This window comes from Opitutia bacterium KCR 482, from assembly GCA_029269845.2.
Lineage (GTDB): Bacteria > Verrucomicrobiota > Verrucomicrobiia > Opitutales > Intestinicryptomonadaceae > Merdousia.
The window spans coordinates 2,034,509-2,055,403 of sequence record CP149973.1; the positions used below are offsets into that span (position 1 = coordinate 2,034,509).

Here is a 20,895-nt window from a genome sequence, read left to right on the forward strand (position 1 = left end):
AAACACTTGCGGCTTTTTTGTTTCTACATTTCGCGCCAAACCCAGTATCCACGCGGCTTGCGGGGATACGATGCCAGTATTTAAGCCACTTGCGGCGGAACGCCCGCCCACCCGAAAACCACCAAAATTGGCGTTTTGTTGGTAGTTTTGGGTCAACACCAAAGAGAGTGGATTTTAATGAAAGACGCCGCATAGAACCAAGACCCTCAATCTGTAATTTTGGAAGTTTTTATAACCGTAAGCCATTCGTTGTATTAGTTTCATTTTCCTGTGGAAGCCTTCCGTTATCCCGTTATTTTTCGTAAATCTCCACATGCGGATTATCGGCGCAAACCAGTCGCTTATGGTTTCTGCTATCCTCTCAAACTCTTGTGTCGCTTCGTATTTCATCTGTTTCATCATTGTTTTCAGTTCTCTTATATTTCTCTTACATTCCTTTGCCGTTTGATGTTTCCTGTTCAGCAGCTCGCACAATCTTTCCTTAAACTCGTAAGCCAGCTTTATCGCGGGATTGTTCACAAAAAACTTTTCCAATCGCTCTCGCTCTTCGGCTTTCAACCTATCTCCACGTTTTCGCAATGGGTAGGTCAGTTTCCTGTTCCATTTTACCTCTTCTTGGGCTTGTTTGCAATTCAAGCGAAGCGCGAATGAGATTTTGCCGCAGGCAAGAGACCCGAAGGGCGAGACGGTTTGCGCATGCAAACGCGAGTCAAAACTCCATAAAATGGTACAATACCAATCTTATTACGTGGAACCTGTCCGCCACTATTTTTGCTTTCGGAAAACACCGCCTTACTATGCTTCGGTAGCTGCTGCTTAAATCCATACACACTACTTTTACTTTATCCCGACCTTTGTAGCTCATTAACTTACTTTCCACCAAGTTGCGAGATTTCCCCTCTATCACATCGTATACCCTATGATGCGTTAAATCCGCTATCGTTGTCGCAAACGCTCCACTGTGCTTTGCGATATCCCCAACCTTTTCGATATCTTCTTGTTTGTCGCCCCATCGAGGTATTTACTGATGATTTCGTCTTTGGCGTTCTCCGATATCCGCTTGTTGCTTTTCAATCCCCGTATCGGCTCTCGATAAATTCTTCCGCATTTCGGACATCGGTATCGACGCGCCTTTATGACTGCATCGTATATCCGTTGCGGAAAACGATGTAACGGCAAAGGACATAACAAACAATGTCGCCGTTTCCAAAGGCACGAACGTAAGCGTTTCCGCCGTCGGCGGCAATGTCGCAGCCGACGATATCAGCGGAAAGCTCTCCGCCGAAAATGTCGGCGGAAGCATAAGCAGCGCGACAAAGCTCGGTTCTCTCGACGCGAGAAATATCGGCGGCGGCATCACCCTCAACAACGTTGACGCCGAATTGAAGGCCACCGATGTTTCGGGCGACATAACCGCAGTGTCGGCTGGCTCGCTCAACGTCAAAAACGTCGGAACAGTCTCCCTAACCGACGTAAACGGAACGTCCCTCGCGGAAAACGTGGACGCCCTCGAAATATCGGGAACGGCCGTCGGAGACGTAAACGCCAAAAACGTAGCCGGAAAAGTGTACGTGGAAAACGCCTCCGCAAACGTCGCCGTGAACACGGCAGGAAGCGTGGAGGCAAACAATGTCGCCGGAACGCTCTCCGCCGTTGATATCTCGGGCGGAATAGACAGCTCCGTATCGCTCGGCGCGCTCGACGCCAAAAACGTCGGCGGGCAAATAGCCTTGCAGGACGTGCAGGGCAAGCTCAAAGCCGCGGATACGCAGGGCATTTCCGCCGAAAACGCTGGCTCTCTCGAAATCAAAAACGCGAAGGACGTGGAGATACGGAACAACGTAGGCGGCAACGCCGAAGTTTCCGGCATCGGCAACTTCTCGGTTGCAGGCGAGGTCGGCGGAACGACGCTGATGGACGCAGTCGACGGCGATGCCACAATAGGCACTGCCAACGGCGCGGTAACGGTTAATTCCATGGGCGTATCGGGTTCCGTCAATATCGGCACGGCCAACGACAAGGTTTCCGCAAACGGCAATATCGTCGGCGGACTTATTGTCGGCAGCGCCGGCGGAGACGTTACTTCGACCGCGAACGTGGGCTATGTTTCCGTAAAGGGAGCAGACCAAACCCAAAAAGTCGAATTGAAGAACGTTCTCGGCGGAGGCGACTCCAAAATCGAAAACGTATCGGGCGTAATCGTCAACGGAAAGATTTCCGCGGGAGCGCACAGAATGGATATCGTGTCGATATCCAACGATGTCGATTTCCGCGACGAAGTCCTGCTCGACGCGCTCGGCATTGACACCGTCGGCGGCGACGTGAAGTTTGCAAAGAAGCTGACCGCCGCAAATTCCGTGAAAATCGACAACGTAAAAGGAGACACGACCTTTGCGGGAGACGTTTCGGCAAATTCGTTCTCGATGGGTAACGCCGCCAAGGGAGGAAACGTAAGCTTTACGGGTTCTCTCAAAACGGCAGGCGACACCGAAATAGCGAATGTTTCCGACATATCCGCCCTGAACGGGATTGAAGCCAAAAATCTCAAAATCGACGGCGCGGACAATGTCGTAGTCGACAGGATCAAGGCTGACGAAAACGTAAACGTCCTCAATGTTGCCGGCTTCACGGCCGACGCAGTCGAAGCTGCGGACGAAATAAACATCAAGGCGTCGGGCAATATCGCCGTGGGCTCCCTCGACGGGGATGCGGACAATACGGAAGCCACGCTGAGTGGAACGCAGTCTTCGTCCGTCATAACGGTCGATACGGCAAACGTCTATACGATAATATCCAACGCGGCGGAAGTTGCCGTAAATAAAGCCGCCAACTATCTCGACTTGGAATCGGTCGGAAACGCCGAGATTCGCTCGATAGCTGACGGGGTTGACTACGCGCGGGTGAACGACGGACCGTTTATGTACGCCGACAATGTCGGAACGATTGAAATCGGCGCCGACGAAGTCGGTGCGGTGTACGACACGGGCGGAAATCCCCTGATAAAGTCCCAACACGGCGGCTCTGCAACCGTAGACAAACTGATTCTCCACGCTTCGGCAATCAAATCCGCCGCGCTCACGGGAACGGTTCTCGATATCGGGGCGGCATCGACGGGCGATAGACTGCGGCTGTCGTTTACGCAAAACGATGTGGAAATCGTCGGCAAGCTGAATTTTGCCAGCGATGTCGAACTCGTGACGGAAAACAACTGGACCTTCGATTCGGTAAAGTCCGCCGGACAGCACTCCGCCGTGGGCAGAACCTCCGATGTCGCCGTAAACGGCGTTCTCGGCGGCACGGAAAAGTCGGTTTGGAACTTCCTGAAGGCGAAATCCCACGCGGCGTTCGCATTCGAAGCCGCGGACGAATCGGTTGTAAACGAGTTCACGCTTGTGGGCAAATACGACGACGTTCCGCAAAGCGGCTCGTTCAACCACACGTACAGGGACTCGGCGGGCGAAATCCAAAACGAAACCGCGCAGTATAGTCAAAACCTGACGGCAACCGACCTCTACGCGACAGACATCTACGCGAATACGGTTTCGGGAACAACCGACAACGGTATCCTTGATGTCGAATACTCGGTATCGGACGGCAAGGTGGTCCATGAAATAAAGGCAAACAGATTCGTCGAAAAGACGGTTGCAAAAACCGCAAACGAAGCCGAATTTGCCAAAATCATCGACAGCCTCAAACACTCTGGCGATCTCGATAAGGATAGCGAAAACATCCGCGACATTAAAATGCCGTACATTACGGGCGAAAAGTCGCTTTCGGCTTCGCTTCCGAACGCAATGACGTACGCCGTGCGCCAACAGGCGGCTCTCGCGAATTCGATAGCGCTCTCCACGGTCGACTACATCTCCGCTACCCGCGCAATGCTCGGACGTCCGGCGTTTGCGGGTTCGAAGGAAGTCGCGGCTGTTTCGGACGGTTCGGAAAAGGACATCTCCGACGTTACCTCGGTATCCTTCAGGAGTGTAAACAGACTCGGGGATTTTGCGGGAACGGACGGAAATTCGGGAGCCAACTCCTATTCGGCCGGCGGTCTTGCCAACCTGGAATACATCGTCAACCGCGACCTCTTCTTCGGGATCTCGGCGGGCGGAGCGTATTCCCGCGCGACGGGCGACAATGTGTCGGCAAAAGCCGAATCCACTAACCTGATAATCAATCTCTACGGCGACTATCAGATAACGGACGGGCTCGACGCGTATATCGGTCTGACCTACTCCTACGGAGACAATAAATCCGAACGCGAGGCGGCGGCCGGCAAGGCGAAGGTCGATTACGAAAGCGACACCTTCGGGGCATTCGGCGGCTTGCGCTATACGATAAAACCCTGCGGGCTTCCCTTCTCGATTACACCCCTTCTCGGTGTAAACTACTCCGCGGTGCTTACAAAAAGCGCGACGGAAAAGGAATACACGGGTCCGGACGCAATGTCCTATGCCGGTGGCGACTACCACAGCATCAGGACTCTTGCGGGATTCGAGGCGGCCTACCACTGCGAGGATATTCTGAGAATTGCCGTCAGCGCAATGTACGCCCACGAATTCCTCGATAACAGGTACAACGTAGGCTATTCGCTCGATCCCTCCATGTTTGCCGTCAGCAGTGGCATTCTCAGGGGATCGGTAATCGAAAGAGACTACGCGATTCTCGGGTTCGGCATAAACGGCAACGTCACCGACTCCGTGTCGGTGGGGGCAAATTACAACGCCGAAGTAAGCGTATCCGAGCTGAACCACCATATCGGCGGCTATATCAGATTCGAATTCTAATGGGTCTGTAAAAACAATGCATGGGGGCGGATTTGCGAAAAATCCGCCCCCATTTGCGTATAACACAAAACATGAAAAAGATATTCGCATTTTCCGCATTTCTGTCTCTCTGCGCCGCGCATTTGCCCGCTGCGGACGTTTCCGCCGATTTCGCGGGAGGCAACGCCGTTATCGCCGCTTCGGCGGACGGAAAAATCTCGATTGCCCCCGATTCCTCCGGCTGCTCTCGCGGCGGAAATTACTGGAACTTTCGCGTAAGAAACGCGTCCGGCAAACTTTTGGAAATAAGCGTATCGGGCAAAAACGCCGTTGACGCATGCGGGGCATTCGTCTCGGAGGACTCCGGCAAAAACTGGACGCCGCTGGGCGCGCATTCTGTCCGCCGATGTGGCGATTCCGCAAAATTCTCATACCGCGTCTCGGAGGACGCCGCCGAAGTCCGCTTCGCTTCCGTCATACCCTACCTGTATTCGGATTTTAAAAGATTCGCGCAATCGCGCGGAATCGCGATCCGACATTTCTGCAAAACCGAGCGCGGGCGCGAAAACGTGTTCGTTGAGCTCGGAAACGAAAACTCCGCCGTCACGGCGGTTCTAACCTGCCGCCACCACGCCTGCGAATCGGCAGCTAGCTTTGTCTTGGAGGGGTTTCTTTCCTCCGCAAAATACGCGAAAAACATTCGGGTTGCCGCCTTCCCCCTTGTGGATTTGGACGGCGTAGAGGAAGGCGGGCAGGGAAAATTCCGCAAACCGCGCGACCACAACCAGGACTATTACGGAACGTCAAGGTACGCCGCCACGGCAACGCTAAAACGGATATTGGAGAAACTGAACGCCGACGGGAAAAAAACGGTAGTTTTGGATTTGCATTCCCCACTTTTTTCGGAAATGAGCAACCTCGCCACGCGCGCCAACGGCATCTATTTCGTCTTCGGGAAAAACGGCAAAAAGCGGAATTTGGCAAAAGACTTCTCGCTGAAGCTTGCCGAGCGCTGCAATAAATCGGGCGGGCTTGCGAACAATCCCGAATTGGATGTCGACTTCGACCCGTTTTTGCACGACAGACGGCCGATAACATTCGCCAAATGGGCGGAAAGGTTGGAGAATGTCATGTGGAGCGCGGCTATGGAAATACCGTTTGCGGTTCCAGGCGGCGAAATGCCGTCAACGCCCGACCAGTTGCGGAATTTCGGGAAGGCTCTTTTGGAAGAGCTTGACGCGCGCGCTGGGATTGTCTGGGAGCATTCGTGGGAATAGTCCGTCCGCGGAGGGATTCGGAAATTCCGCAGACGGAATGCAGGGCGGCATGCGGGAGCTGTCCGAAGCCAACCTCGGAGAAGGGGCGCAAGGGTTGTTCTACCATATGAAATCGGAGCGGATTATGTCGTCCTCGGAGAGTTCCCGCCCCAACTGCACCTCCACAATTTGCAGGTTCTCCAAGCCCATTATTCCGTGCATTTGTCCTGCTCCGATTTTTGCGACATCTCCCTGTTTGAATTCGGTTTTCTTTCCGTCCACAACAAGAGTTCCCAATCCGTTTATGCCATAATCTGCTTCAAGCCTTTCCAGCCCAAGATCGAAGACGCGCCCGTTATGGAAAGCTCGTCGGGAATTGTGCCCGATGAGACAAGCTCGATACCCTTGTAAAGCTTGAAATTCCTGCCGTCGACGGTTAGCGCGATTCTGTCGCCGTATTCTATCGCCTTTGAAGTCGTCGCCGAGCGTTGCGCCGAGTTCGGAGGGAACGGACAGTGAGGAGTTCGACCATATGCCGCGCATATTGATGTAGCGCGAAATAGGTAGTTAGAATTTGTCCCCGCTTTTCTGTGCACAAAAAAACCGCCTTGCCTTGTGGTTTGGCGGTTTGGAAATTTAAAAATTTGCCTTACTTGCGGCGGCGATAGATTACAAAGCCCAAAGCCAACGCGCCGAAGATTGCCGCCCATTCGGCGGGTTCTGGGACGACGGTCAGCCAGTATTTGTTTGTCGCCGTGTCGAATGCCCACGAGAGTTTGGAACTGTCAACGCCCGAAATTTGCAGATACGCCAACGCGTCGTCGGCAAGCGAATTGTGTTTGTTGATTGCAAGCGACTTTTCGGCGAAACCGCTGATTACGATTGTATCGCCGTCAACCAAGCCATAACCGGCGATGTCGGCAACGATGAATTCGTCGAACGTCAGGACCGAGCCGCTGCCGAGGTTGATTTCAAACTGCGCGGCTTCGCCCGTTGCGAACGCAATACCCCTTGCCGTCAGCGAAACGTTGTCGCCTATCGTAATTTTACCGTAGGAGCTTGAAGGCTTGTTGTCGTTGTACGACTTCGACACGAGGAACGCCGTCTTCTTCCAAGTGTTGTCGGCGTTGACAACCAGCGAGCCCGCGTTTGTGTCGGTATTTTTTCCGAACGCAAGGTGCGTGTCGATGTCGAGCGCATCGTTGAGTGCCATCGCATTGCCGAGCGCGAAATATTTGCCGCCCCTGATAGCCAATTTGCCGCCTTTGTCGAGGACGATTTCTTCATAGTTTTTGCCGGCGGCACACGTTGCCGAATCCGTAAAGATGAGGAGAGATGCGCCGTTTTTGATTGTGAAAAGACCGCCGTTCGCGAACGTTTCGCCGACATTGCTACTATGATTGTAGAGAATCATGGTGGAGCCCTTCGCGAGAGTGATAGGGGTTGCTATTGAACGGAAGGTTTGCGCGTTGATGGATGCTCCCTCGCCGATTGTTATCTTTGGCGTAATGCTGTCGTGTTTCGAAACATAAAAGTAGTCGTTTATATTGAGCGTACCGTTGACAACCAAGTTGCTTGCCGTTGTTGCGTCGCCGTTGTCGGGTGTGAGTTCAAGACGGGAGGTAGTGTACACGGCGTCCTTTCCGATGTTGAGAGTCGAATTTTGTACGGTCGTTTCATTGGCGGTGAAGTTGCCGCCAATGTTTGCAACGGTGCCGTTGAATGCGGCGTTTCCCGAAGTCGTGTACGTGCCGTTGAAGTTGTTTATGCCGTTTGTGAAATAGGACGCGCCTGTAACGTTCATAACGCCGTCGACGGTGAAGACCGTATTCGCGGCGTCGCTTTTGACGGTTACCGCTTCCGAACTCGTAACGGTAATGCCCCTGCCGATTTTAATCGACGCCGTGCTGCCCGAACGCCCCGTGCCTACGGGAGCGGTAAGAGTCCAACCGTTGGTAAAGTTTATCGCAGCATTTCCGCCGTTTTTAACGGAAAAATCCATCGCAAGCGGATAGGCGCTGAACCCTATCCCGTCGCCACTCGATAACGTCAGTGCCGCTCCGTCTTCGAAAAGCATATTCAGGTCGGTATAGCTTCCTCCGTCGTCACTTACCATGAAGCTTTTGAATGAATATTTTCCGTCCACAACGGTGTACGCCGGCGCGGTTGCAACGCCCGAATTGAGCCCCTTCCAGAGAACCCCGTCGGAATCCGTCGGCGTTACGACATCACCCGAAGAGTTCTTGATGTCTGAGGAGAACTTCGTTGCGCTCTCTTCGTTAGTGCCGCCCGACAGAAGATAGTCGGTTGCGAACGCCGAACTTGTGGCGAATGCCGCTGCCGATATAATTACAAGACAACTTGTTCTCATGATACCTACTTTCTATATTTTCAATAACTGGAATATAAGATTATGTTTATAAAACTTTTTACAACTTTTCTGCGGTAAAAAAAGCTTGCAGTCAACCATAAAAATTCCAACAGTTTTCAACAGTTCGTTCGGTACGGCAATCACGCTGTGTCGATTGGTTTATATGTTTATGGGGGAAATGGTAAAATTTGTAATATACGCGGGTGCGCTGCTTGTAGTCTGTGTCCTTTCGGCGGAGGAAAGCGTCGGCGATACAATTTCGGCGAAGTTCGGCAATACGGTTTCGGGGAAAGTAAGCATTTGAATACTCCCGCCGCTTACAACGTAAAGCCCGCCAGAACGCCCGCCGTAGACAATGCGGTTCTTGAAAATAAACCCTACATCGGCGGAAACAACTTTTTCGGAAACGTTGCCGATTCCGTCAATTTTGTAGAGATAAAAACGCCTGTCGCTTTCGTGCCCGCCCGCTATGAACGAAATTCTCCATCTGCCGTCTACAAGTTCGGCAGTGGGCGAACATTTCGTGGCGTCTTCGGGAAGCCCCGTATAAACGCGCTTCCATTCGCCGTTTTCATAGTGGTGAAGCTTCCATTTGCCGCCGATTTTTAGAGAGCAAAAAGCCTTCGGCGCAAACTCTGGTGCATTACCGCGCGCCACAAACGGCATATGCGAATTTATCCCTTTATCGAATTCAAACATAAATTAACTTTCGGGCCATTTGATGTTGCCGCACCAGAGGTCGTCGCAACAGACATCGGGGCAGCCCTGTTGAAGCTCCATATGCGAGCTGTTAAACAGGAAACATCAAACGGCAAAGGAATGTAAGAGAAATATAAGAGAACTGAAAACAATGATGAAACAGATGAAATACGAAGCGACGCAAGAGTTTGAGAGGCTAGCAGAGACCATAAGCGACTGGTTTACGCCGATAATCCGAATGTGGAGATTTACAAAAAACAACGGGATAACCGAGGGCTTCCATAGGAAAATGAAACTGATACAACGAATGGCTTACGGTTATAAAAACTTCCAAAATTACAGATTGAGGGTCTTGGTTCTATGCGGCGTCTTTCATTGAAATCCACTCTCTTTGGTGTTGACCCGTTAAATGGGCTGTGCCCCGCGAAGCCGTTTGCAGCGCGGGTTGGCGGCGAATGGGCAAAAAAAATTTCACACGGGTTCGTGTGAAATTTAAAACGCGGAGAGGGAGGGATTCGAACCCCCGGTACCGTTTCCGGTACATCTGATTTCGAGTCAGATACGATCGACCACTCTGACACCTCTCCTTTTTTTTTGAAGTTTCCAAAGCTACTTATTTGTTGCCGCTCGTCAATACTTTTTTACGAATTTTTTTAATAGCCCCAGTCTCCGTCCACTATTATTATTGTCGTTTCCGCGCTCGTCGGGCGGCTGATTATTGCCGTCGCGCGGCATATCCTTTGGGGACTCATGCAGTTATAGCATTTATCGGCTTTGATTGCGCACGGCGTTTTCAATCCGAGTCGCTGGGCGTTCTTGGGGGCTGCCACGTTTTTTGCGCGCCACGTTGCCTTTTCGAGGTTCTCTTCTATCTTATTTGTTCCGCAGATATACAGCACTTTTTGTCGGTTTGCCCCGAATATTGCGCCCGACACCCTGTTGCCGCGTCCGTCGATATTGACGATTTCGCCGTTCTCCGTAAGTGCGTTTGCGCTGAGTATATACACTTGTGCGAGGCTTGCCTTTTCGAAGGTTTCGGGCGATTTATCCACTGCGTGCCAGTATACTTGGTTGGTGTCTTTAAGTGTTTCGTACACTCCCAGTTGGGAGAGCGAGACAGAGCCTCCCATGCCGACGCTCATATCGCGGATTTCCGATTTCAGAAATTCTTGCAGTTCGTTCGGGTTTGAAAAATGGCGGGTTTTGAAGCCGTTTTTTTCGAAGTTTTTGAGGGTGGTTTCCAAATTCATGGAGGTTATTTTTCTCACGAAGCATGGGAGAGTCGAGCCAAATTTTTTGCTTCCGCTTCGAATTTTCCGCCCGCCGCAAAAAAATGTTGTAATTTTCGGGAAAAAAGCAATGCTGTAAAACGAATAAGGCAATGTCGGAAGTTTGCGCATGCTACGTCGCAACTTACAATCTCCATCTCAATCCTTGACGGCTTGCCTCGCATACCGCAGTCCCAGGGGGGTGCGGACATTGCGTTTTGCGGCATTGAATTGCCGCGCTCGATTCGTCGACAATCCCCCCTCACAACATAAATAACAATCAGACATGGAAGAAAATCAGAATACCGAAGTTCCCTCCGAAGTCGCAACTCCGTCGGAAGTCCCGTCTTGTCCCGAAGTTTCGGAAGAATCATGCGCGTCCCAACCGGAAGTCAAACAGCACGCCCGCAAAAACGGCAGAAACCGCTCGTGCAAACGCGGCGCAAAACAGGCGTCCGCCGAGGCGGAATCTTGCGGCGAACTTGAAAATCCCGCCGAATTCCACGAAAAGCTCAGCGGCTCGAACGTTTCGGGCTATGCGGAAAACGACCGCCAGAAACGCGAACGCAGGGGCGAAAAGCGCGACCGCCGCGCCGACCGTCCAGATCAGGATTCCGCGGAATCCGTCGAGGCGTCGAACGAAGCGTCCGAACCCGAACATCAGGGCCCCTCGTTCGAAAGCAAAAAGTTCACGCCCAGAGCGGTTGAGGTCGGCCTTTCCGACCGCCGTCCAAAGGTTCCCGCGTCCGACAACGCCAACGACGGTGTAGTTTCGTACACGCCCGAAGACAGCAAGTGCTCGATTTCGCTTTTCGACAGAATCAAGAACATTTTCAAGTCGATATTCGGCAAGAGCGAGAAGTCGAAGAAGCGTTATAACAAGCGCGGCGGCAAAAAGAATTGGAGCAACAACCGCGACGGCGGCAAGCGCTACAACAATAACAACCGCCACAACAACAACCGCAAGGGCGGCTACAACAAACGCCGTTTCAACGACCGCAGGCCCAACAACGGCGGCGGCAAGCCGCGCGGCAACGGCGACGCCCAGTAATCGGCAGGGTTTTTAATTCGGCGTCGGAGCTTTCGGGCTTCGACGCTTTTTTTTCCCCGTCGTTCGGGGCGGGATTTTTGCTTGTAAATGCTTGGGGCGCGGGCTAGTTTTTTTTTATGAAGAAATTTATATTTGTGGCGGTTGTTGCAGCGGCGTTGTGCCAGTCGCTGTGGGGGCAGAAATTCGGGCAGTTCACGATGCGCCCGAAAGGCGTGATAGACTTCAACTCGCACTACATTCAAACGGAGTCGGGCAACACCTACCAGCAGAGCGAATTGAAATCGCCGCAGGTTTCGGTATCGGACGGCGTTTACGAAATTTCGGGCGACTATGTTATAAAAGACCAGCCGCCGTTCAAGTTTTCCGAGAAAATAGCGAAGACGAAAAACGGCATAGACTTCGAATCGACAGTTTCGCGCGACACCGGATTTACCGACGACTTCGCGCTAGTCCTCTACATGCCCACAAAACTCTACAAGGGCAAAGTCTGGATTGACGACAGCAACGAGCTTAAAGACGCCCAGTTTATCGCGAAAAAAATCAGGGTTGTCGGCGAGAAATACACGCTCGAAATTTCGGGCGAATTCGAGTGCGAAATGCGCCGCTACCGCGGGAAATCGCGGCGCGACTGGGGCGTGTACGACAACATCAGAATTTCGATAAACTATCTGAAAGACTCCGAAACCTCGCGCTCGCTCAAACTGAAAATGCGCGCGGTCAAAAACTTTGTGGCGTCCGCCGACATGGGAAAAACCGTCGCGCCGCTCGGACTCCCGATGCCCGACGGTACTGTCCACTTCGCCTCGACGCAATACAACATAACGAATGGCGTGAAGGGGCTTGTTATCCCCGCGGGCAAGAGTGCGGCAATCGGCGGCTCGAAAAAGAGGGCGAAGTACCTCGAAATCCTCAACGGCTTTGCGTCGCTGCCGAAAGACGCGGACGCTCTCGGGAAGGTCGTGGTTTCGTACGTTGACGGCTCGAGCGCGTCGTTCGACATCACGAAGTCCAATTCGGGCGCGATTGCGGACGGCGAAGAGCCGAAAGGCGCGACCGTCGCGTGGCGCGGCGAGCACAACGGCGGAAACGCGGCTATGTATACAACCGAAATTCCGCTTGCGCACAAGGCCGTCAGGAGCGTAAAGCTTGTAAATTCCAGCGGCGCGGACTGGAAAATCGCTGCGGCGACGTATTCTGCGACGCAGTTCGGGGTGATCCCCAACGGCGAGTACTACGTCATGCAAAACGACGCCTACTGCCCGATTGAAAACAAGCGTCCCGCCGTCAAAGGCTCGATTCTCGACATGTCTTTCGCCCTCGACGCCCCCGCGGGGAAATACGGCAGGGTAAAGGTTGTAAACGGTTCGTTCGCATTCGAAAAACGCCCCGACAAGCCCGTCCGATTCTACGGCGCGAACAACGTGTTCAAGGCGAACGCGCCGTCGCACGAGGACGCCGTGCGTCTGGCGGATCAATACGTTGCGCTCGGCTTTAACGTCGCGCGAATCCACCACTACGACCGCCTTTGCACGACCACCAAAAACGGCGACTCCGCCGAACTCGACGAAGCCGTAATGGACCGTTTCGACTTCCTTTTCAACGAGCTGAAAAAACGCGGCGTCTACATGACGATAGACTTCTACACAACCCGCCAGCTTCTGCCTTCCGAGTACGACGACATCAAATACGACGGCGACAACATGAAGCTTGTCTTCTCCGCGTCCGACAAGGGGCTTGAAAACCTCCGCCGCTTTATCCGCAATTTTCTGACCCACGTCAACAAGTACACGGGGCTTGCCTACAAGGACGACCCCGCGCTGTTTTCGGCGTGTATCCGCAACGAGTCGTCGCACGTCGGCAACCGCAACTTCGTGGTAAGAACGCCGTTCGACTACGAGGCGATTCTGCCGAAATACGAAAAATGGCTCGCCCAAAACAAGTCGAAGTGGGAGGGGCGTTCCGAGCGCGAACTTTGGCAGATTTTCCAGCTCGACGTCTACGACCAAACCCATGCAAAACTGCTACAAACCGTCAGGGAGCTTGCCCCCGACCTGCTCGTCTCCGACCAGAACCACGTCGGCGGCTTCATGACGAAAGCCATGTCAAAAACATACGATTTCGCCAGCCAGAACGCCTACTACGGACACCCCAACTACATCGAAACAAAATACACCCTGCCGCAGGAAATCCGCAGCGACCCTCCCATCGGCAACTACGGCGGCGACACCGTCCGTGCGCTCGTCGCCGAAATTTTCGGCAAGCCGCTAATCATTACCGAGTGGAACTACATGAGCCCCAATCCGTACTGCTCGCAGGGGGCGTTCCTTGTCGGCGCGTATTCGGCTCTCAACGATGTCGGCGGGCTTTGCTATTTTGCGTACTCGCACGGCGACGGCGCAATATCCAACAACTACAACATCGGCGGCTTCGACTTCGCAAGCAACCCGATTCTCACGCTCGCGCACAGGGCGGCAATCATGATGTACCTGCGCGGCGACGTCAAACCCGCGACGGTTTCGTTCCCCATTCCGCTCCTGACAAGCTTTTACAGAAACGGCGCGACGAAAGGCTCGACCGGAAACGTTGCCGAGGCAACATACCTCGGTCTTGTAGGACGCGTCGGGCACGTCTTGGCGGACTCCGTCGACGGCGCGAAAATTCCGTCCGACGCCGCGGCTGTGCTGATGTCGGAGGACGCATGGAAGTCGGCAAAATTCTCCGCGCCCGCGTACGACATTTTTTCGAAAGGCAAGTTCTTGAAGTCGATTGCCGAAAGCGGCAGGCTCGACAAGGGTAAAATCGACCTCGAAAACAAGACATTCCGAAGCTCCACGGGAGAGCTTTTCATGGACGTCGGCAAGCTCAACTGGAAGGCGATAACCCCGAAAACCGAGGCGTACGCGCTCTTGGAGGGGCAGTCGCTCCGCGGAGATTTTGCAAGCGTGAAGTCTTTGACCGCGCAGGCGAGCGTCCTGATTTCCGCATACGACAACAAGCCGCTCCGCGACAGCAACCGCATTCTCATTCTCCACCTGACCGACGTAATGAATTCGCGCCAGAAATTCGCAACTCCCGAAAAGGACGTTCTGTTGGAGCGCGGCGAGAGGCTTTCGGCGGAAAATCCGCTGCTGGTTCGCGCGGGGAAAATCAGAATCACGGTAGACTCGCCGCTCGACGGCTTCAAACTCTACGCGGTAAACACGGCGGGAGAGCGGCTTTACGAAGTGCCGATTGCAAGGGTAGGGGGCAGGTCGATTTTGAACCTCTCTGTATCAAACCCAAAGGGGACTTCAATCGCTTACGAACTTATTAACGGCGCGTTATAGCACCGTTGATACGGTGTTTCCCCGCACTTGCGGACTGCTCGCGTACGTCAAGTACGCCACGCACCCCGCAAGCGCGTGAAAGCCGCCGTCTGAACGGCACTCTAACGCGCCTAAAATTACAGTGCTAACGCACGAAGATTTTTAGAGTGCGCTGGGAGAAAAGTGGGGTAGGGGGTATGCAAAAAAACTGTGTTTGCGGATTTTCGCTTTTTCTTTATCCGCGCGTAGCGCGTCTATTTTTATTTCGTTTCTTCCGAAACTAAAAGATTTTTTGATGCAAGTAATTGCCAACGGCAATACGGACTTATTCAGAAAAGGCGTGGTTATAGCCGCGCCGCGTAAACACAGAAAGGAGCGAAGCTCCGTAGGGAGGCGCACCTTGCGCCCGCGGCTCGCGCCTAGCAGAGGAGGTCTTCGAAGTCGGAGAAGTTGGCGGAGAGGCCGTTGGGGAGGCCTTTGCAGATGACGCCTACTGCGTCGTGCGAGTGGAGGCTTTCGAGGTGGATACAGGCTATTTCGAAGTCGGCAATGCGCTTGTCGGCGTCGAATTCCTGATAGAGCAGGCGGGTTGCGTCTTCGATAAATTTTGCGTACGCGCCGTTGAGCTCGGCAAAAGCCTGCTCGTCTTCGCGGCGGACGATGGTTTGCGTTTCGGTTTTGAGGGCTTCGAGACAGAGCGCGTGCATGTCCTCAATCGAAACGCTTGCGCCGTCGGCGATTTCCGCGAGTACACGCGCCTTGCTTCGCTGCGAGTGCGGCACGCAGTAGACGTTGCGGGTGCGGCGGGCATGCTCGCTAAGCTCGGCTGAGCAGGGGCACGCCGAGGAGTATATAAAATCGAACTGCACGTTTTTTTTGAACGCGCCGCGCTCGTCGATGAAGCCCTCGTAAGCGCATTTGTAGTACTGCCACGCGCGGTGCCCGCTTCTGAGGCTTTTTTGCAAAATGGGGTATTCGAACGAAATTTTGATTCTCGCGCGGGAGGTTTCGAGCTGCTCCTTCATTTTTGCGAGGATTGTCCGCAGGGTGTCGGGCGTGAAGATTTCGTCGGTAAAGAGATAGAATACGCGCATTATCCGCGACATGTTCACGCCTTTGCAGTCGGCGGCGAGCGAGACGGTTGCGGTTATCGACGCCTGAAGCTCGCGCGCGGAGCCGTCTTGCGTCTTGAATTTCAGCGGGAGCTTAAAGTTGTGGATTCCGACCTGCGCAATGGGCACGTTTGCGCCGCGGATAGCGTCTTTGGGGGCGTTTTGCACGTCGGGCAGCGAGCTTCTGTAATTGCTGTCGGCGGAAAAATTTTCCTCGTAATTGGCTTCCGGCTGTGTGCGGTCTGTTTTGTCCTGATTCATCTCAATAAAACTTCAAGATAATCTACCGATTCGCAATTAAGGCAAGCTTATTTGTCCCCTTCTACTTTTTGAATGGTGGTCGCGGGGATATTCGTGGGAATGCTGCCCTCTCCCTCCTTGTAGATTTTTGTGATGTCGGAGAAAATCGCGACGACGTTCGCGACTTTGCCGGCGTCGTCGAGCGCGGGCTTGCACGATATTTCGTAGACGTTGCCGCCGATGAACGCGCGTTTCGACTCCGCCGATTTTTCGGATTTCGCCTTTTCGAAAAGCTCCGCGAAGCCGTCGGAGACGCCCGCGAGGTCGGCGAGATTTTCGGGGGCTTTGCCCGCGAGGGATTTTGCGGCGTCGTTGGAGGTTTCGACATTGCCGTCGGGGTCGAGGAGGATTACGGGGAAGTCGAGCGTTTGCAGGACGAGCCTTTTGCGCAATACGCTCTCTTTGAGCTTTTGGTACGAGTCCTTTCTGTCCTGCGCAATTTGTATGATTTTTGCGGCGTTGACTACGGCGTTTTTGTCGAAGTCGGAAAACTTCCTGCGGTTTTTCAGGCATTCCGCCGAGAGGAAGCCGACCGGCTCGCCGTCGGAGACCGCGCCGAAAAACACCGCCGACTTCACGCCCTGCGCTTTGAGATACGGCAGGATTGCGTCAACCGACTCCTCCGTTTTCGGGTCGGCGGAGTCGTACACAATCGCGTTTTGCGATTTCAGCATCGCGCGGAATTTCGACGATTCCCCGATTTCGCATTCGATGCCCGCGCCGCCCGCAACTCTTGCGCATTCCGCCAAGTCGGACAGCCCGTTTTCGCCGAATTTGTAGGCGGCAACCCTGTCGGCTTGCAACCATTTCATGAGGTTTTCGAGCAGCCAGTTCGAGAAGTCGTCAAAGCCCTTGTTTTGGGCAATCATTTGGAGGGCGATTCTGAAAATCTTTTCGTGCTCGTGAAGAATGTCGGCGCGGGTCTGGTTGGAGTGGCGGTCGGTGATGTCTACGCCCGTGAGCAGAAAAACCTGCTCGCCGAACACGTTTTCGGGGAGCGGGCGCACCTCCGCCTCGTATCTGCGTCCGTTTTCGACCGACGACTCGAACTCGAACTTCGCGGTTTTCGCGGCGGTCTCGGAGATTTCGCGGAAGGCGCGTTTGTAGAGCTTTTCGTCTTTCGCTCCGAATTCGCGCAGGCGTTTCGCGCCGTCGAACGCGGGGTTTGTGTAGTGCAGATAGAGGAATTCGCCGTCGGCTTTTGCAGCCGCGAAGTTGAAGGGCAGGGCGTCGAGAACGGATTCCAGACGCCTGCGCTCTGCGACGGCTTTTGCGAGCCTGCGTATGCACGCAAAACATACAACGCCCGCCGCGAGGGCAAGGGCGGCGAGCGCGGCGAAAGCGGTTGCGGCGGAAACCGAGCCTGCGGTTTCGGCGGCGTTCGCGCATGCGGCGGCGGAAACGAGAGCCGCGCAAAGAGACATTTTAGCAAATGGAGTAGCCATGATTTTGTAAAAAAGTCGCCTTTTATTTGCCTCCATAAACGCGGGAAAGTCAAATGTTAAAAGCGCGCAAACGGCGCATTCCGCCGATTTTGCCCGCGCGGGGCGCGTCGGGCGCCGCTTGCGTAGATTATATGAATCAAAAATTTAGAAAATTTACTTGACGCGGATTTTTCGCGAAGCAATATGACGATTTTAAAAATTTACAAATCATGCCGGAAACAGAAATGTCCAGAGTCCTTACCGTACAGAACAAGATGGGAATACACGCCCGTCCCGCCGCCATGATTGTGCGCATTTCCAATAAGTATGCGAATTGCGAAGTTTGGGTTGAAAAAGACGGCGAACAGGTCAACGGCAAAAGTATCATGAGCCTGATGATGCTCGCCGCGGGAAAAGGCTCGGAAGTCAAGTTCATCGCAAGCGGAGACGATGCCGACTCTATGCTCGACGAAATCGAGGCTCTTTTCAACCGCAAGTTCGACGAAGAATAATTTTTTCGGGGAACGGATATTTTTTGCGACACTGCCCGCGTATTTCACGCGGGTTTTTTTGCGCTCCGACGCTTTGCCTGCAAAGACAAAAAGCGCGGAGTGCCGCCCCGCGCGTCTGCAAATTCCGCGTCGCCGTTTAGTTGTTTTCGAGCCATTCGGCATTGAACCTGACTATTTCGAAAGCGTTTTTCTGGTCGTCTCCCTGTTCGATTACGAAGTCTCCGTCGAAACCTTGACGGTCAAGCTCGGCGAGAATGCCCTTCATGTCGAGCGCGCCCGTTCCGTAGTTTACGCCTGGGCTGTTGATGTCGCCGAAAGTTTTTTGGTCTTTGAGGTGGAGGGCGAAAATCTTGCCGTCGGCGGTTTTCAGCGCGGCAATCGGGTCTATGCCGGAGCGCGACCACGCGCCTGTTTCGGCGCAGAAGCCGATATTTTTGTATTTGTCCACAATTTTGCGCACGGTTTCGGGGTTCCAGTACGGCGTGTTCGAGCCGCGCTGGTGGCAGTGGATTGCCATTTTAGCCCCGTATTTTCGGCAGTATTTTTCCCAGAGGTCGAGCATGTCTTCGCGCGATTCTCCGACGAAAAGCCTTACCCCGAATTCCCTGCCGAACTCCATGAGCTTTGCGAGCTGTTCCTCGTTTTTCGGCGGAATGTAGTAAATTGTGGTGATTGCCATGCCGTTGTCGGCGAGCAGTTTTTTTACGAACTCGCGCTGTTCGGGCGTGGAGTCGGGATTGAAAAGCGCGTTCCCGAATTTTTTCGAGATTTTCTGAATCGGCGTGCTTTCGATTCGCGTTATGCCGAGCTTCGCCAGCCCGACTATTGATTCTTCAAGCGTGTAGCCGTGCGTAGTGTACATTTGAACCGAGATTTTGCGCGGAGCGCGTTGCTGCTGCACGCACGCCGCCGCAAGCAAAGCCGCCATCGCTCCCAAGAGCATATATTTTAGAGTTTTCATATGCCGAAACGATTATTTTTTCCGCCGTGGGCGGTCAACAAGAATCGCATTCCGAAAATGGGAAAACCGTTTATTTACAAGTTCCCGCCGCCTGCGTGCAATGCCGCGCACGTGCGATGCCGATTTCTGCGGGCGTAATTTCCCGCGTTCGGGCACAAAAAAACCGCGCCCGATTGGGGCGCGGCTTTTGCACAAAAGAATAATTGCGTTATTCTTTTGTGGCTTCGTCCAAGAGGTCGCCGAGAGAGGTGAGGTCTTGGTCTTTGCGGATTTTTTCGAAAGCCGCAACTTCTTCCGCGAGCTTGTCGGCGTCGTACTGGGCGGCCTTGATGGACAGCCCGATGCGGCGTTCGTCGCGGTCGATTTTCACGACGCGAGCGGTAACTTCGTCGCCCACTTTGAGGTGGTCTTTAATCTTGTCGACGTGTTCTTCGCTGATTTGGCTGATGTGAACCAGACCGTCGATGTCGTTTTGGAGTTCGACAAACGCGCCGTAGTTTGTGATTTTGCTGACCTTGCCCTTAACCAAGTCGCCGATTTTGAAGAGCGAATCGATTTCTTCCCACGGGTCGACGGAGAGCTGCTTGATGCCGAGCGAAATGCGCTGGTTTTCGGGATCGACGAGGAGCACGATGGCGTCGACTTCGTCGCCCTTTTTGAGCATTTCCGAGGGGTGGTTGATTTTGCGCGTCCAGCTCATGTCGGAGACGTGAACCATGCCGTCGATGCCTTCTTCGAGTTCGACGAACGCGCCGTAGGTTGTGAGGTTGCGAACCTTGCCGCGGACATGCGCGCCCACGGGGTAGTTGTGGACGGCCATTTCCCAGGGATTTTCTTCGAGCTGGCGCAGACCGAGCGAAATCTTCTGTTCGTCCTTTGCGATGCTGAGGACAACCGCTTCGACTTCGTCGCCGACTTTAAGCACTTCGGAGGGTTTCGTGATGCGCTTTGTCCACGAGAATTCCGTGATGTGAACCAAGCCTTCCACGCCTTCTTCGAGCTCGATAAACGCGCCGTAGTTGACGAGGTTTACAACCTTGCCGCGGACGTGCGCGCCAACGGGGTACTTGCGTTCGATGTTTTCCCACGGGTTCGAAGTGGTCTGTTTGAGGCCGAGGGATACGCGTTCGCGTTCCTGGTCTACTTCGATAATCATGACCGAAACTTCTTCGCCGACTTTCACCATTTCCGAGGGGTGCGAGATTCTGCCCCAGCTCATGTCGGTGATGTGGAGGAGTCCGTCGAGACCGTCGAGGTCGATGAACGCTCCGTAGTCGGTAATGTTCTTTACGACGCCTCTGCGAATGTCGCCGGGCTTGACTTCGGAAAGGAGCTTGCGGCGTTTTTCGGCGCGCTGTTCTTCGATGAGTTCGCGGCGCGAAACGACGATGTTCTTGCGTTCGGCGTTGATTTTAACGACTTTGAAGTCGTAGGTCTGTCCGACGTACTGGTCCAAATTCTTCGGGGGCTGGACGTCGATTTGCGAAGCGGGCAGGAACGAGTCTACACCGATGCTGACGATGAGACCGCCCTTGACTTTCGCCTTGACGCGCCCGGGGAGGATTGCGCCTTCCTGACAGTTGGCGAGGATTTCCTCCCAGTTCTTCTTCTGCTGGGCTTTGTCGTAGGAGATTACGGGATTGCCTTCGCGGTCTTCGAGTTTTTCCAACAAAACTTCGATTTCCTGACCGACCTGAACGTCGTTGATGTCGATAAATTCGCTTACCGATACGACGCCTTCGCTTTTGCCGCCGATGTCGACTACGACTTCGTTCTGGCGGATTTCGATGATTTTGCCCTTGATGATAGAGCCTTGTTTGAGTTCGGCAAAACTGCTGTTGGCCAGCAATTCTTCCATTACGTTGTTCATTGT

At 53.7% G+C, this 20,895-nt stretch carries 17 protein-coding genes and 1 tRNA gene; 6 read left to right on the top strand and 12 right to left on the bottom strand.

Annotated features, from left to right (window positions below; translation table 11 throughout):
• Positions 1–174: 174 nt before the first annotated feature.
• Together P3B99_008785 and P3B99_008790 are read right to left on the bottom strand one after the other, a co-directional pair.
• Complete coding sequence (locus P3B99_008785; GenBank protein WYJ07291.1) at positions 175–702, bottom strand: transposase; 528 nt, start codon at positions 700–702, stop codon at positions 175–177.
• A 319-nt stretch (positions 703–1,021) separates the two neighbouring features.
• Entirely contained in the window at positions 1,022–1,411 is a 390-nt protein-coding gene (locus tag P3B99_008790; protein ID WYJ07292.1) for a hypothetical protein, read from the bottom strand.
• Between P3B99_008790 and P3B99_008795 the strand changes: the two genes are divergently transcribed.
• Together P3B99_008795 and P3B99_008800 are read left to right on the top strand one after the other, a co-directional pair.
• A complete protein-coding gene (locus tag P3B99_008795) occupies positions 1,383–4,784 on the top strand; it encodes an autotransporter domain-containing protein (GenBank protein WYJ07293.1) in 3,402 nt (1,133 codons plus the stop codon). The genes P3B99_008790 and P3B99_008795 overlap by 29 nt on opposite strands.
• A 71-nt stretch (positions 4,785–4,855) precedes the next feature.
• A complete protein-coding gene (locus P3B99_008800; protein ID WYJ07294.1) occupies positions 4,856–6,040 on the top strand; it encodes a hypothetical protein in 1,185 nt (394 codons plus the stop codon).
• A 99-nt stretch (positions 6,041–6,139) separates the two neighbouring features.
• Here the strand turns inward: P3B99_008800 and P3B99_008805 are convergent, their stop codons facing one another.
• The 4 genes from P3B99_008805 to P3B99_008820 form a co-directional block, all read right to left on the bottom strand.
• Complete coding sequence (locus P3B99_008805) at positions 6,140–6,301, bottom strand: hypothetical protein (GenBank protein ID WYJ07295.1); 162 nt, start codon at positions 6,299–6,301, stop codon at positions 6,140–6,142.
• Between the two features lie 20 nt (positions 6,302–6,321).
• Positions 6,322–6,615, bottom strand: a complete 294-nt coding sequence (locus P3B99_008810; protein WYJ07296.1) for a hypothetical protein — start codon at positions 6,613–6,615, stop codon at positions 6,322–6,324.
• Between the two features lie 53 nt (positions 6,616–6,668).
• Complete coding sequence (locus tag P3B99_008815) at positions 6,669–8,390, bottom strand: PEP-CTERM sorting domain-containing protein (protein ID WYJ07297.1); 1,722 nt, start codon at positions 8,388–8,390, stop codon at positions 6,669–6,671.
• A gap of 159 nt (positions 8,391–8,549) precedes the next feature.
• Positions 8,550–9,089: a hypothetical protein gene (locus P3B99_008820; protein WYJ07298.1), complete on the bottom strand. Its 540-nt coding sequence runs from the start codon at positions 9,087–9,089 to the stop codon at positions 8,550–8,552.
• 88 nt (positions 9,090–9,177) lie between these two features.
• Here P3B99_008820 and P3B99_008825 point away from each other — a divergent pair, with 88 nt between their 5' ends.
• A complete protein-coding gene (locus tag P3B99_008825; GenBank protein ID WYJ08448.1) occupies positions 9,178–9,468 on the top strand; it encodes a transposase in 291 nt (96 codons plus the stop codon).
• 121 nt (positions 9,469–9,589) lie between these two features.
• On the opposite strand, the gene P3B99_008830 is transcribed toward P3B99_008825, so the two are convergent.
• Together P3B99_008830 and P3B99_008835 are read right to left on the bottom strand one after the other, a co-directional pair.
• A tRNA-Ser gene (locus P3B99_008830) sits at positions 9,590–9,676 on the bottom strand.
• A gap of 66 nt (positions 9,677–9,742) precedes the next feature.
• Complete coding sequence (locus P3B99_008835) at positions 9,743–10,339, bottom strand: lactate utilization protein (protein WYJ07299.1); 597 nt, start codon at positions 10,337–10,339, stop codon at positions 9,743–9,745.
• Between the two features lie 304 nt (positions 10,340–10,643).
• Here P3B99_008835 and P3B99_008840 point away from each other — a divergent pair, with 304 nt between their 5' ends.
• Both P3B99_008840 and P3B99_008845 read left to right on the top strand, forming a co-directional pair.
• Positions 10,644–11,408 (top strand): hypothetical protein, encoded by a 765-nt coding sequence (locus P3B99_008840; protein ID WYJ07300.1) that lies wholly within the window; start codon positions 10,644–10,646, stop codon positions 11,406–11,408.
• 116 nt (positions 11,409–11,524) lie between these two features.
• Positions 11,525–14,734 (top strand): hypothetical protein, encoded by a 3,210-nt coding sequence (locus tag P3B99_008845; protein ID WYJ07301.1) that lies wholly within the window; start codon positions 11,525–11,527, stop codon positions 14,732–14,734.
• A 398-nt stretch (positions 14,735–15,132) separates the two neighbouring features.
• Here the strand turns inward: P3B99_008845 and folE2 are convergent, their stop codons facing one another.
• On the bottom strand, positions 15,133–16,086 hold the full coding sequence (gene folE2 / locus P3B99_008850; GenBank protein ID WYJ07302.1) for a GTP cyclohydrolase FolE2: 954 nt from the start codon (positions 16,084–16,086) through the stop codon (positions 15,133–15,135).
• A 47-nt stretch (positions 16,087–16,133) separates the two neighbouring features.
• Positions 16,134–17,570 (bottom strand): GAF domain-containing protein, encoded by a 1,437-nt coding sequence (locus tag P3B99_008855; GenBank protein ID WYJ07303.1) that lies wholly within the window; start codon positions 17,568–17,570, stop codon positions 16,134–16,136.
• A gap of 209 nt (positions 17,571–17,779) precedes the next feature.
• On the opposite strand from P3B99_008855, the gene P3B99_008860 reads away from it, so the two are divergent.
• Positions 17,780–18,061 (top strand): HPr family phosphocarrier protein, encoded by a 282-nt coding sequence (locus P3B99_008860; protein ID WYJ07304.1) that lies wholly within the window; start codon positions 17,780–17,782, stop codon positions 18,059–18,061.
• Between the two features lie 136 nt (positions 18,062–18,197).
• Here the strand turns inward: P3B99_008860 and P3B99_008865 are convergent, their stop codons facing one another.
• Complete coding sequence (locus tag P3B99_008865; GenBank protein ID WYJ07305.1) at positions 18,198–19,022, bottom strand: sugar phosphate isomerase/epimerase family protein; 825 nt, start codon at positions 19,020–19,022, stop codon at positions 18,198–18,200.
• Positions 19,023–19,230: 208 nt separating this feature from the next.
• Entirely contained in the window at positions 19,231–20,892 is a 1,662-nt protein-coding gene (gene rpsA, locus P3B99_008870; GenBank protein WYJ07306.1) for a 30S ribosomal protein S1, read from the bottom strand.
• Between the last annotated feature and the right edge of the window lie 3 nt (positions 20,893–20,895).

What these genes read in the sequence shown, in the direction of transcription:
- P3B99_008860 (WYJ07304.1), top strand. Translation starts at nt 17,780, where the DNA reads ATGCCGGAAACAGAAATGTCCAGAGTCCTTACCGTACAGAACAAGATG.
- P3B99_008820 (WYJ07298.1), bottom strand. Translation starts at nt 9,089, where the DNA reads ATGTTTGAATTCGATAAAGGGATAAATTCGCATATGCCGTTTGTGGCG.
- rpsA (WYJ07306.1), bottom strand. Translation starts at nt 20,892, where the DNA reads ATGAACAACGTAATGGAAGAATTGCTGGCCAACAGCAGTTTTGCCGAA.
- P3B99_008790 (WYJ07292.1), bottom strand. Translation starts at nt 1,411, where the DNA reads ATGTCGCCCGAAACATCGGTGGCCTTCAATTCGGCGTCAACGTTGTTG.
- P3B99_008845 (WYJ07301.1), top strand. Translation starts at nt 11,525, where the DNA reads ATGAAGAAATTTATATTTGTGGCGGTTGTTGCAGCGGCGTTGTGCCAG.
- P3B99_008840 (WYJ07300.1), top strand. Translation starts at nt 10,644, where the DNA reads ATGGAAGAAAATCAGAATACCGAAGTTCCCTCCGAAGTCGCAACTCCG.
- P3B99_008800 (WYJ07294.1), top strand. Translation starts at nt 4,856, where the DNA reads ATGAAAAAGATATTCGCATTTTCCGCATTTCTGTCTCTCTGCGCCGCG.
- P3B99_008855 (WYJ07303.1), bottom strand. Translation starts at nt 17,570, where the DNA reads ATGGCTACTCCATTTGCTAAAATGTCTCTTTGCGCGGCTCTCGTTTCC.
- P3B99_008835 (WYJ07299.1), bottom strand. Translation starts at nt 10,339, where the DNA reads ATGAATTTGGAAACCACCCTCAAAAACTTCGAAAAAAACGGCTTCAAA.
- P3B99_008815 (WYJ07297.1), bottom strand. Translation starts at nt 8,390, where the DNA reads ATGAGAACAAGTTGTCTTGTAATTATATCGGCAGCGGCATTCGCCACA.
- P3B99_008865 (WYJ07305.1), bottom strand. Translation starts at nt 19,022, where the DNA reads ATGAAAACTCTAAAATATATGCTCTTGGGAGCGATGGCGGCTTTGCTT.
- folE2 (WYJ07302.1), bottom strand. Translation starts at nt 16,086, where the DNA reads ATGAATCAGGACAAAACAGACCGCACACAGCCGGAAGCCAATTACGAG.